The sequence below is a fragment of the Microbacterium sp. NPDC097977 genome, assembly GCF_040302605.1.
Lineage (GTDB): Bacteria > Actinomycetota > Actinomycetes > Actinomycetales > Microbacteriaceae > Microbacterium.
The window spans coordinates 1-11611 of record NZ_JBEOUR010000085.1 but is presented as its reverse complement, the minus strand read 5'-3'; the positions used below and the strand labels follow the sequence as shown (position 1 = coordinate 11611).

The 11611-nt window shown below is 67.3% G+C and carries 8 protein-coding genes and 2 pseudogenes; 2 read left to right on the top strand and 8 right to left on the bottom strand.

Annotated features, from left to right (window positions below; all coding sequences use genetic code 11):
• Both ABTZ43_RS15100 and typA read right to left on the bottom strand, forming a co-directional pair.
• A pseudogene (locus ABTZ43_RS15100) lies at positions 1-420 on the bottom strand (aggregation-promoting factor C-terminal-like domain-containing protein); the annotation flags it as partial.
• Between the two features lie 165 nt (positions 421-585).
• On the bottom strand, positions 586-2499 hold the full coding sequence (gene typA / locus ABTZ43_RS15095; RefSeq protein WP_056416192.1) for a translational GTPase TypA: 1914 nt from the start codon (positions 2497-2499) through the stop codon (positions 586-588).
• 150 nt (positions 2500-2649) lie between these two features.
• Here typA and ABTZ43_RS15090 point away from each other — a divergent pair, with 150 nt between their 5' ends.
• The gene (locus ABTZ43_RS15090; protein ID WP_350539397.1) at positions 2650-3801 is read left to right on the top strand and encodes a variant leucine-rich repeat-containing protein; all 1152 of its coding nucleotides are present in this window, start codon (positions 2650-2652) and stop codon (positions 3799-3801) included.
• 31 nt (positions 3802-3832) lie between these two features.
• Entirely contained in the window at positions 3833-4615 is a 783-nt protein-coding gene (locus ABTZ43_RS15085; RefSeq protein WP_056416186.1) for a CPBP family intramembrane glutamic endopeptidase, read from the top strand.
• 31 nt (positions 4616-4646) lie between these two features.
• Here the strand turns inward: ABTZ43_RS15085 and ABTZ43_RS15080 are convergent, their stop codons facing one another.
• The 6 genes and pseudogenes from ABTZ43_RS15080 to ABTZ43_RS15055 all read right to left on the bottom strand — a co-directional run.
• Positions 4647-5222 (bottom strand): PH domain-containing protein, encoded by a 576-nt coding sequence (locus ABTZ43_RS15080; protein WP_350539396.1) that lies wholly within the window; start codon positions 5220-5222, stop codon positions 4647-4649.
• 2 nt (positions 5223-5224) lie between these two features.
• On the bottom strand, positions 5225-6898 hold the full coding sequence (locus ABTZ43_RS15075; RefSeq protein ID WP_056416180.1) for a dipeptide ABC transporter ATP-binding protein: 1674 nt from the start codon (positions 6896-6898) through the stop codon (positions 5225-5227).
• A complete protein-coding gene (locus tag ABTZ43_RS15070; protein WP_056416176.1) occupies positions 6895-7839 on the bottom strand; it encodes an ABC transporter permease in 945 nt (314 codons plus the stop codon). The genes ABTZ43_RS15075 and ABTZ43_RS15070 overlap by 4 nt, the downstream gene beginning before the upstream one ends.
• The gene (locus ABTZ43_RS15065; RefSeq protein WP_056416172.1) at positions 7832-8758 is read right to left on the bottom strand and encodes an ABC transporter permease; all 927 of its coding nucleotides are present in this window, start codon (positions 8756-8758) and stop codon (positions 7832-7834) included. Before ABTZ43_RS15065 ends, ABTZ43_RS15070 begins: the two co-directional genes overlap by 8 nt.
• A 101-nt stretch (positions 8759-8859) precedes the next feature.
• Complete coding sequence (locus tag ABTZ43_RS15060) at positions 8860-10530, bottom strand: peptide ABC transporter substrate-binding protein (protein WP_200946581.1); 1671 nt, start codon at positions 10528-10530, stop codon at positions 8860-8862.
• Positions 10531-10742: 212 nt separating this feature from the next.
• A pseudogene (locus ABTZ43_RS15055) lies at positions 10743-11611 on the bottom strand (glycine dehydrogenase (aminomethyl-transferring)); the annotation flags it as partial.

Sequence of the window (11611 nt, the reverse complement as noted above, 5' to 3'; positions counted from 1 at the left end):
CGAGAGCTCGCGATGCGAGAGTCCGTCGCGGTCCGCGAGCTGACCGACCCAGGTGGTCACGTCGGAGGTGTCGACGGATGCGGGCGCGGCACCGAGGTCGAGGCCCGATGCTGCGACCTCGGCGTTCACCGCCTCGGCTGCGGCGACGGCATCCTTCGCCGCGACCATCGTGAGCGCGGAGTCGTCGACGCTCTTCGCGGGCGCCTCATCCGCACCGGTGACGAACGACGCGACGCTGGCGACGGCATCCGGCGTCTCGGCGCCTGCCGCCGGCGCCGAGACCATGCCGACGGTCAGCGCGAGGCCGAGCACGCCTCCGGTGATGGTGCCGAGGATCAGTTTCGGACGGCGGGCGGTGATGGCGTTCCTGGCGTCGGCTGCGGCGTTGGCGCGCCGAAGGGCACGGGAGGTGTGAAGCATGGGGGTGTGACTTTCGGGTGGTCGTACGCCCGTCGCGGGACACTCATCGGGAGATCGCCCCAGGCGCAAGGTAACGATTCTGCAACGGCCCACCTGTGCGCTTCATGAGAAAAGGGCCCTGCACCAGCCATTTCGGCGGTGCAGGGCCCTTTTCGCAGGCGATTCTCAGACGCTGGCGTCCTGACGCTTCATCCTCGCGGTCTCGCGCGCGCGGGTGTTCGCGTCGAGGTTGACCTTGCGGATGCGCACGACCTCGGGCGTGACCTCGACGCATTCGTCGTCACGCGCGAACTCGAGGCTCTCCTCGAGGGTGAGCTGGCGCGGGGGCGTCATCGACTCGAAGGTGTCGGAGCTCGCCGCACGCATGTTGGTGAGCTTCTTCTCCTTCGTGATGTTGACGTCCATGTCGTCGGCGCGGGAGTTCTCGCCGATGACCATGCCCTCGTAGACCTCCTGCGTGGGCTGCACGAAGAACGACATCCGCTCCTGCAGGGCGATCATCGCGAACGGGGTGACGACACCCTGACGGTCGGCGACGATCGAGCCGTTCTGACGGGTCGTGATGGAACCTGCCCACGGCTCGTAGCCGTGGGAGATCGCGTTCGCGATTCCGGTGCCGCGGGTCGTGGTGAGGAACTCGCTGCGGAAGCCGATGAGGCCACGCGACGGGACGATGAACTCCATGCGCACCCAGCCGGTGCCGTGGTTCGTCATGTTCTCCATGCGGCCCTTGCGGTTCGCGAGCAGCTGCGTGATCGCTCCGAGGTGCTCCTCCGGCGTGTCGATCGTGAGGTGCTCGAAGGGCTCGTAGGTCTTGCCGTCGATCTTCTTCGTGACCACCTGCGGCTTGCCGACGGTGAGCTCGAAGCCCTCGCGACGCATGTTCTCGACCAGGATGGCGAGAGCCAGCTCGCCACGACCCTGCACCTCCCACGCATCCGGGCGTCCGATGTCGACGACCTTGAGCGAGACGTTTCCGATGAGCTCCTTGTCGAGACGGTCCTTGACCATGCGCGCCGTGAGCTTGTGGCCCTTCACCTTGCCCATGAGGGGCGACGTGTTGGTTCCGATCGTCATCGAGATGGCGGGGTCGTCGACCGTGATCGCGGGCAGCGGACGGACGTCCTCGGGGTCGGCGATGGTCTCGCCGATCGTGATGTCGCTGAAACCGGCGATGGCGACGATGTCGCCGGGGCCGGCGTCCTCGGCCGGGTAGCGCTCGAGAGCACGGGTCTTCAGCAGCTCGGTGATGCGCGCGTTCTGGTGCGTGCCGTCGGCACGGACCCAGGCGACGGTCTGACCCTTCTTGAGCGTGCCGTTGAAGACGCGCAGCAGCGCGAGACGACCGAGGAAGGGGCTGGAGTCGAGGTTGGTGACCCAGGCCTGCAGCGGGGCCTCGTCGTCGTACGACGGGGCGGGGACGTGCTGGAGGATCGCCTCGAAGAGCGGCTCGAGGTCGTCGTTGTCGGGCAGCGAACCGTCGGCCGGACGGTTCTGCGATGCCGCGCCGGCGCGACCGGAGGCGTAGACGACGGGCACGTCGAGCAGTGCATCGACATCGAGGTCGGGCACGTCGTCGACGAGGTCGGATGCGAGACCGAGCAGCAGGTCGTGCGCCTCTTCTTCGACCTCGGCGATACGCGCGTCGGGGCGGTCGGTCTTGTTGACCAGCAGGATGACGGGCAGCTTCGACTCGAGAGCCTTGCGGAGCACGAAGCGGGTCTGCGGAAGCGGGCCCTCGCTCGCGTCGACGAGCAGCACGACACCGTCGACCATGGAGAGGCCGCGCTCGACCTCGCCGCCGAAGTCGGCGTGACCGGGGGTGTCGATCACGTTGATCGTGATCTCCTTGCCCTCGGCGTGCTTGCCCTTGTACGTGATCGCCGTGTTCTTGGCGAGGATCGTGATGCCCTTCTCACGCTCGAGGTCGTTCGAGTCCATGGCACGCTCATCGACGTGGGCGTGTTCGCCGAAGGAGCCCGTCTGACGCAGCATGGCGTCGACGAGAGTGGTCTTGCCGTGGTCGACGTGCGCGACGATTGCGACGTTGCGGAGGTCAGAGCGGAGGGCGTGCGCCATGCAGGAGTCCTAAAGAGTGTGGGTTTTTGCCGAGAAGCCGACGGGACAGCCTATCGCACCCTCATGAATCCTGGCTGAACGGCTTCTGTCCCCCGCCGATCAGCCGCGATCTCCCCGCGAGGCCGTAGAGCGGTGCGATACCGTGAACGCATGGTGGACCGAGGGTACGACATCGATCTCGCGGGTGTGCAGAACCCCTCGACGGCGCCGGCTCAGCTGGCTGAGATCGCCGCACGACGAGGGGATCTGCATCCGCTCGTCCTCGCCCATCCGGCGTGCTATCCGCAGCTGCGCGAATGGATCTTCCAGGTCAACCCGTCGGTGCGGGCGGCGATGAGCGCTGCTCCTGCGATGGCTCCTGCCGCGGCGCCGGGTGCGGCTATGGCTCCTGCCGCGGCGCCGGGTGCGGCTATGGCTCCGGGTCCGCGGCGCGGACGCGGCGGACTGTGCGCACTCCTCGGATGCGGTGGTCTCGCGCTGCTGGGCGTCATCATCGTCGCGATCGTGTTCGTCGGAGGGCTCCTCACCGGACCCTCGACGCAGGATCGGCCGACGAGCGACCGATCGACGAGTGAGGGGACCACGGCTCGCGACGACTCCCTGGCGGCGTTCGATGCGGAACGCACCAGGTACTACGAGCTCTACGCGCAGATCGAGAGCAATCCCGTCGCTCCGCTGGTCGCGGACCTGTTGGCGTTCCGGCGGTGGGAATCGAGCATCGCCGACCCCAGCCTCACCGACGCGTCGGTCGCGCAGTACGCCGCCGACGCCAGGGGCGCCCGCGAGCAGCTGGAGCAGCGCATCGCCGACGCCGCGACCCGACGCACCAATGCGTCGGGCTCCGTCACCGAGGCGATCGTCGATGAGTCCGGCCAGGGATTCATCGACATCGCGTGGGACGCGAGCGCCGAGTGCGGGACCTCCCGGCGGGCGGATGAGGGTCGCATCACGATCGGATGCGTCTCGGAGGAGCCGCTCGCGGTGCACCTGGCTCCGGAGGACCAGCTCGGTGGCGACACCGCCAGGCGCGTGGTCGCGCTGCACGAGCTCTCCCACCTCTACACGCGCGCCGACAGCGATGCGAAGGGGGCAGCCCTCTCGGCATCCACCGTTCTCGTCGAACAGGGCTACTTCCAGGGCAACAGCGAGGTCTTCGCCGACTGCTACGCGCTCACCTATCTCGATCTGTGGACTCTGACCTTCGACGGTCGCGAGTACGGCTACGGCTACATCTGCACCCCCGAGGAGCGTCAGCTCATGCGCACCTGGGCCGCCGAGGTGCACGCGCCCATGCCGCAGTGATCGCCCCTGCCCGAGTACGATCGGTGGTCCCATGAGCTTCCTTCCCCCCGCAGCGCCGTCGCGAGCACGCGTCTGGTGGGAGATCGCCATCGTGCTGGCTCTGGGTCTCGGACAGTCGGCCGTCTACGCCGTCGTCCAACTCGCCTACCGCCTCACCGACGTCACGCCGCTGGCCGATCAGACGGCCACGCTGAATCCGTCGCGCAGCGACCGCGAGATCTTCGATCTGATCTACCAGGTGCTCTCGATCGGCTTCTCCCTCGTCCCCGTGCTGCTGGTCTGCTTTCTGCTGTGGCAGTCCTCGCGGCCGCATCTCGGTCGCCTGGGGCTCGACGGCACCCGGGTCGTCCCCGACATCGGACGCGGCGTGCTGCTCGTCGCGGCCATCGGCATCCCCGGCCTCGGCCTGTACCTCGTCGGTCGCGCATCCGGCCTCTTCGTCGCCGTGAATCCCGCCGGGCTCGACGCGTACTGGTGGACGGTGCCGGTGCTCCTGCTCGCCGCGGCGCGCGCCGCGCTGCAGGAGGAGTTCGTCGTGCTCGGCTACCTGTTCGCGCGTCTGCGGCAGCTCGGGTGGGGTCCGTGGAGCATCATCATCGCGACATCGGTGCTGCGCGCGAGCTACCACCTCTACCAGGGGCCTGGCGCCTTCATCGGCAACCTCGCCATGGGCCTGCTGTTCGGATGGCTGTTCCAGCGCAGCGGGCGTCTGATGCCGTTCCTCGTCGCGCATTTCCTGATCGACGCCACGGTGTTCGTCGGCTACCCGTGGGCGGCGGCGACGTGGCCGGAGCTCTTCGGCCTGCCCGGCTGACGCGGCGCCCGCCGGATGCCGGGGTGCGGTGTCAGCGCATCATTCCGGAGTTCGCGAGCACGATCGACACCGCGGCCCAGAGCAGGATCACGGCGAGTGCCGAGAGCGCCCGCACATCCCAGGTACGCCGGATCGGAGCCTGACCGGTGGAGGGTACCGCCTCCCACCGATCACGGATGTCGGTGAGGTCGCGGAGCCCGGTGGGGGCCTTGGCGGCTTCCCCCTCGGCACCGGGGCGTCGCACCGGGCGGGCACGAGCGGGCCCGCCGTAGCACGTGACGTCGGAGCCGTCCGCGAGGGTGAACACCAGCTGCCAGCGCAGGTCGATGTCGCGCACGGCCGCCCAGCCGAAGGACGTGCGGCGGAGCATGTTCTGCACGGTCGCTCCCTCGGAGTCGACGCGCACCATCGAGACGAAGGCGATCTCATAGACGACCCAGAGGCCGAGCAGCACCCACGGGGCGAGCAGCAGCATCGACCACCAGCCGGCCCGTACCACGGCGTCGCCGAGGAGGAACAGGGCGAGCAGGGCGCAGATGACGAGGGAGACAGACCCGGAGGCCGCACGGAAAGTCCGTGCGGCCTCCGGGTGAGGGTCGGTGCTCACTCTCAGTGACCGCCGAGGGTGATCGATGCCCCCGGGATCGCCTTGAGCAGGCGATCCGTGTACTCCTGCTGCGGGTTGGCGAAGATCTCGTCGACGGTGCCCTGCTCGACGATCTTGCCCTTCTCCATCACGCAGACCAGATCGCTCGACACCCGCACGACCGCGAGGTCGTGGGTGATGAACAGATACGTGAGTCCGAGCTCCGACTGCAGCTCGGCCAGCAGCTGCAGCACCTGATCCTGCACCAGCACGTCGAGCGCCGACACGGCCTCGTCGAGCACGATGATGTCGGGCTTGAGCGCGAGCGCACGGGCGATCGCGACACGCTGACGCTGGCCGCCCGAGAGCTCGTTCGGGTACCGGGTCGCGAGCACGCGCGGGAGCGAGACCTGGTCGAGCAGCTCCTCGACCCTGGCGCGCTGCGACACGCGATCACCGACTCCGTGGATCTGCAGCGGCTCGGCGATGGTGTTGCCGATGTTGCGCAGCGGATCGAGAGAGCCGTACGGGTCTTGGAAGACCGGCTGCATACGACGACGCAGGCCGAACGCCTGCGCATTCGACAGCTTCGAGACATCCTTGCCGTCGATCTCGATGGTGCCGCTGGTGGGCTCCTCGAGCTTCAGCACCATCTTCGCCACGGTGGACTTGCCGGAGCCCGACTCCCCCACCAGAGCGAGCGTCTTGCCGCGAGGGATCGCGAACGACACGTCGTCGACCGCGCGGAAGGCTTCGCTGCGGAAGCCCCCCTGTCGGATCCGGTAATCCTTCGTCAGCCCTGCGACACGAACCGTCGGCGGGATGTCGGCGAGGTCGTCGAGCGTCTCGATGCCGCGGTCCTCGACCACCGCCTGGATGCGCTGCGATGCCACGCTCGGCGCTGCAGAGACCAGACGCTTCGTGTACGGGTGCTGCGGGTTCTCGAGGATCTCCCGGCTGGGGCCCGCCTCGACGATGTTGCCGCCGTTCATCACGATGATCTTGTTCGCCCGCTCGGCCGCGAGGCCGAGGTCGTGCGTGATCAGGAGCACCGAGGTGCCCTTGTCGCGCGTCAACGAGGCCATGTGATCGAGGATCACGCGCTGCACGGTGACGTCGAGAGCCGAGGTCGGCTCGTCGGCGATGAGCAGCTTCGGGTCGGCCGCGAGGCCCATCCCGATCAGCGCACGCTGACGCATTCCGCCCGAGAACTGATGCGGGAACTGGTGCAGACGCTTCTCGGCGTCGGCGAGACCCGCCTGCTGCAGCACCTCGATCGTGCGAGCTTTGGCGGCGTCTCGGCCCTGGGCGATGCCGTTGGCACGGATCGCCTCCTTGACCTGGAAGCCGATGCTCCACACGGGGTTGAGGTTCGACATCGGGTCCTGCGGCACGAAGCCGATGTCCCGACCGCGCACCGCCTCGATCTCGCGTCGGTTGAGAGTGGTGAGCTCGCGACCGTCGAGGGTGATCGATCCCGACGTGATCTGCCCGGTACCGGGCAGCAGGTTCACGATGGCCGTGGCCGTCGTGGACTTGCCGGAACCCGACTCGCCCACGATCGCGACCGTCTCGCCCGGCATGACGTCGAAGCTGACTCCGTGGAGTACTTCGCGCAGGCCCTCCTGCGTGCGGAACGCGACGCTGAGGTCGCGGATGCTGAGCAGCGGGACCTGTTCGGTGATTCGCTCGCTCATCGGCGGGCCCTCGCCTTCGGGTCGAGGGCGTCTCGGATGAGCTCGCCCAGGGTCACGAACGCCAGCACCGCGAGGGTGAGGGCGATCGACGGATAGATGAGTGCCATCGGAGCGACGCGCAGCGAGGCCTGGGCATCGCCGATGTCATTCCCCCACGACATCACGCCGCTGCCGAGACCGACCCCGAGGAACGACAACGTCGCCTCGGCGACGATCGCCGCCGCGAGGCCGAGCGTCGACACGACGAGCAGCGGTGCGATGGCGTTCGGGATGACGTGGTTCAGGAGGATCTTGAACTTCGACTGTCCGAGCGCCTGTGACGCCATGACGAAGTCGGCCTGTCTCACCCTCAGCACCTCGGCACGCACGACGCGCGCCGTGGAGGCCCAGGCGAACCCGCCGATCGCGAACGCGAGGGTCCACACCGAACGCGAGTCCCGGAACACCGTCATCACGACGACCGCCGCGAGGATGTAGGGGATCGCGAAGAAGATGTCACCGACGCGCGAGAGGACCGAGTCGAGCCATCCGCCGTAGAAGCCCGCGAGGGCTCCCATGATCAGACCGAGAATCGACGAAATTGCCGTGGCGATCAGACCGACGGCAAGCGACGTCTGCGACCCCCAGACGATGCGGGCGTAGATGTCGCAGCCCTGGAAGGTGAACCCGAGCGGGTGACCCGCACTCGGCCCTCCGTTGCTGTTCGACAGATAGCAGTCGTCGTTCGGCGGCGTCGCGGTGAACAGCGTCGGCCAGAGCGCCATCACGAGGAAGAAGAGCGCGAGGACGACGGAGAACCAGAACAGCGGGCGGCGACGAAGGTCGGCCCACGCATCCCGCCAGAGGTTGCTGGCCTTGTCCGAGATGCGGACGGCGTCGACAGAGATCGACTCCGTCTCGATCGGAGCGACGTAGTGCTTCTGAGAGATGGGATCAGGCATAGCGAATCCTCGGGTCGAGCAGACCGTAGAGCAGGTCGATGACAAGGTTGACCAGCACGTACAGGATGACGAAGACGGTGACGAACGAGACGACCGTCGGCCCCTCACCGCGCTGGATCGCCTGGAACAGCGTGTTGCCGACGCCCGGCACGTTGAAGATGCCCTCGGTGACGGTGGCGCCGACCAGCAGCACGCCGAAGTTCGTGGCGGAGTTGGTGATCACCGGGATCAGCGAGTTGCGCAGCACGTGCACGGGCAGCACCCGGTTGCGCGAGAGCCCCTTGCTGTAGGCGGTGCGCACCCAGTCCTGGTTCAACGTCTCGATCACCGAGCTGCGCATCAGGCGCATGCTCACGGCGTAGAGGCTGAAGCCGAGCACGATCGCCGGCAGCCAGAGACCACCCCAATCGTTGTCTGCGCCCACGGTGGGCTTGAACCAGCCCCACTGGATCGCCAGGAAGTACTGGGCGAGGAAGGCGACGACGAAGATCGGGATCGCGATCGCGACGAGAGCCACGACGAGCGAGACGTTGTCGAACAGCTTGCCCTTGCGCAGCGCCGAGATGGTGCCGATGATGATCGCCAGCACGAACTCGATCGCGATCGCCATGACGGCGAGACGCCCGGTGACGGGAAGCGTCGCGGCGAGGACCGAGGAGACCGGACGACCGGAATAGGTCGTGCCGAGATCACCCTGGAACACGCCGGTGATGTAGTACCAGTACTGCACGAGGAACGGGTCGTTCAGGTGGTACTGCTCGCGCAGCTGGGCGACGACCGCCGGACTCGGGGTCTTGTCGCCGAACAGGGCGAGGATCGGGTCGCCGGGCATGGCGAACACGAGGAAATAGATGAGCAGGGTGGCTCCGAAGAAGACCGGGATCACCTGCAGAAGACGTCTCAGAATGTAACCGAGCATCCGCTTGTCCCTTCTCGAGGGGAAAGAAAGTGCGGCGAACACAAGCCTGTGAGGCGGTGACGAAGAATCGTCACCGCCTCACAGGTGAAGTGCCGTCAGACTTACTCGCCGGCCTTCGTGATCGCGTAGTAGAGCGGAACCGAGTTCCAGCCGAACGTCACGTTGTCGACGCTCTCACCGAAACCACCGGTCACGTTCGAGTACCACAGCGGGATCGCCGGCAGATCCTGGAACAGGACCTCCTGCGCCTTGGTGAAGTCCTCGATCTGCGCGTCGGCGTCGGGGTTGCTGATGCCGGCCTTGATGAGCTCATCGAACTCGGGGTTCGAGTAGTCACCGTCGTTCGAGCCGGCGCCGGTCGCGTAGAGCGGTCCGAGGAAGTTGTACAGACCCGGGTAGTCCGCCTGCCATCCCGAACGCGCAGCGGTCGTGATCGTGCGGTCGTTGATCTTCGAACGAAGATCCTGGAAGGTCGGGTACGGGTCGCCCGATGCCTCGATGCCCAGCGTGTTCTTGATGCTGTTGCTCACCGCGTCGACCCAGGCGTCGTGTCCGCCGTCGGAGTTGTACGCGATCTTGAACTCGCCGTCCCACGGCGAGATGGCGTCGGCCTCGGCCCACAGCTTCTTCGCCTCGTCGGGGTTGTAGTCCAGGACCTCGCTGCCGGGGACCGAGTCGGACCAGCCGTCGATGACCGGCGAGGTGAAGTCGGCGGCCGGGGTGCGGGTGCCCGAGAAGATCGTCTCGGTGATCTCCTCGCGGTTGATCGCCATGGACAGCGCCTGGCGGCGCAGCTGGCCCTCTTCGCCGCTGAAGTGCGGGAGGAACTGGCCGATCGTGAACGACTGGAACACCGCAGACGGCTGGTTCACCGCACGGTCGCCGAACTCGTCCTGGAAGACCGGGAGCGAGCCGGTGGGGATCGCGTCGATCACGTCGACGTCGCCACCCTGCAGGTCGGCGTAGGCCGCTTCCTGCGTGGCGTAGAACTTGATCGTCAGACCGCCGTTGACTGCCTTGCGGCCGCCGTCGTAGTCGTCGTTGCGCACGAGGTCGATCTGCACGTCGTGCTGCCACGCGTCGTCGCCGTCGATCATGTACGGTCCGTTGCCGATCGGGTTCTGACCGAACGCGTCCATGTCGTCGAACGCGGCGTCGGGCAGCGGGTAGAAGGCCGAGTAGCCGAGACGCAGTGCGAAGTCGGACGCCGGCTTGTTCAGGGCGATCGTGAAGGTGTAGTCGTCGACCTGCTTGAGGCCGCTCAGGTCACCCTGTGCGCCGAAGATGTCGTCGTCGGGGTTCGCCGGGTCACCGGCGTCGTTGACGAATCCCTCGATGTCCTCGAAGAAGTAGCCGGAGAGCTGTGCGTTCTCGGCCTGTGCGCCGTAGTTCCACGCCTTGATGAAGTTGTCGGCGGTGACCTCTTCACCATCGGTGAACTTCAGACCCTCGCGGATCTTCACGGTGATGTTCTGCGGGTCCTCCGTGGTGATCTCCTCAGCCACGTCGTTGACCGGCTTGCCGTCGGCGTCGTAGTAGATCAGACCGGCGAAGATCTCGTCGAGGATCTTTCCGCCGCCCACCTCATTGGTGTTGGTGGGGATCAGCGGGTTCTCGGGCTCGGAGCCGTTCGTGGTGATGATGGCATCCGCGTCGGCTGCTCCCGAACCGGTGTTGCCGTCGTCGGTGCCGCCGCTCGCGCAGCCCGCGAGCGCCAGGGCGCCGATCGCGAACAGCGCGGTGCCCGCAAGGGCGATCTTGTTGCGCTTCACTTTTTTGTCCTCCTGGACTGTCAAACAAATCTGCGCGCTCATCGTCGAGTGCGTAGGGATATCTGACTGTAACCCGCGGTTCCGCGCCTTCCGGTCTCGGCTAATGAACCGTTACTGAGTGGTGACCAACCGTAATCTCGCGGAAACATGCGGAAATGAGAGGCGGCGCCGCATCCCGGAGGACACGGCGCCGCTTCTCGACAGTGGACGGGTCAGGCGAAGGCCTCGATCGGCGGGCACGCGCACACCAGGTTGCGGTCGCCGTACGCCTGATCGATCCGGCGCACCGGCGGCCAGTACTTGCCCGCGACCAGCGCGTGCACCGGGTAGGCGGCGTCCTCGCGGGTGTAGGCGTGCTCCCACTCCCCCGCGATCAGCGAGACCGCGGTGTGCGGTGCGTGCACGAGAGGGTTGTCGTCGGCGGGCCAGCGTCCTGCGGCCACGGCATCCGCCTCGGCCTTGATCATGACCATCGCCTCGATGAACCGCTCGATCTCGCCGAGGTCCTCGGACTCGGTCGGCTCGACCATGAGCGTGCCCGCCACGGGGAACGACATCGTCGGAGCGTGGAAGCCGTAGTCGATGAGACGCTTGGCCACATCGTCGACGGTGATCCCGGTCGCCTCCTTGAGGGGACGGAGATCGAGGATGCACTCGTGCGCGACCCGTCCGCCCTCGCCGGCGTAGAGCACCGGGTAGTGCTCGGCGAGGCGGGCGGCGATGTAGTTAGCCGAGAGGACGGCGGCGGCCGTGGCGTGACGGAGGCCGTCGGCCCCCATCATGCGCACGTACGACCACGAGATCGGGAGGATGCCCGCCGAGCCGTAGGGGGCTGCGGAGACCGCGCCGCCCTCGAACACGAAGCCCCCGGCGTGCTCCGCACGCTGGGCGAGCGGATGCGACGGCAGGTGCGGGGCGAGGTGCGCCTTGGCCGCCACGGGGCCCACACCGGGACCGCCGCCGCCGTGCGGGATCGCGAACGTCTTATGCAGGTTGAGGTGCGAGACGTCTCCGCCGAGGTCGCCGAATCGGGCGTAGCCGAGCAGCGCGTTCAGGTTCGCGCCGTCGACGTAGACCTGTC

Excerpts from the sequence above, each read along its gene's own strand:
- typA (WP_056416192.1), bottom strand. The coding sequence starts at position 2,499 with ATGGCGCACGCCCTCCGCTCTGACCTCCGCAACGTCGCAATCGTCGCG.
- ABTZ43_RS15090 (WP_350539397.1), top strand. The coding sequence starts at position 2,650 with ATGGTGGACCGAGGGTACGACATCGATCTCGCGGGTGTGCAGAACCCC.
- ABTZ43_RS15085 (WP_056416186.1), top strand. The coding sequence starts at position 3,833 with ATGAGCTTCCTTCCCCCCGCAGCGCCGTCGCGAGCACGCGTCTGGTGG.
- ABTZ43_RS15075 (WP_056416180.1), bottom strand. The coding sequence starts at position 6,898 with ATGAGCGAGCGAATCACCGAACAGGTCCCGCTGCTCAGCATCCGCGAC.
- ABTZ43_RS15070 (WP_056416176.1), bottom strand. The coding sequence starts at position 7,839 with ATGCCTGATCCCATCTCTCAGAAGCACTACGTCGCTCCGATCGAGACG.
- ABTZ43_RS15065 (WP_056416172.1), bottom strand. The coding sequence starts at position 8,758 with ATGCTCGGTTACATTCTGAGACGTCTTCTGCAGGTGATCCCGGTCTTC.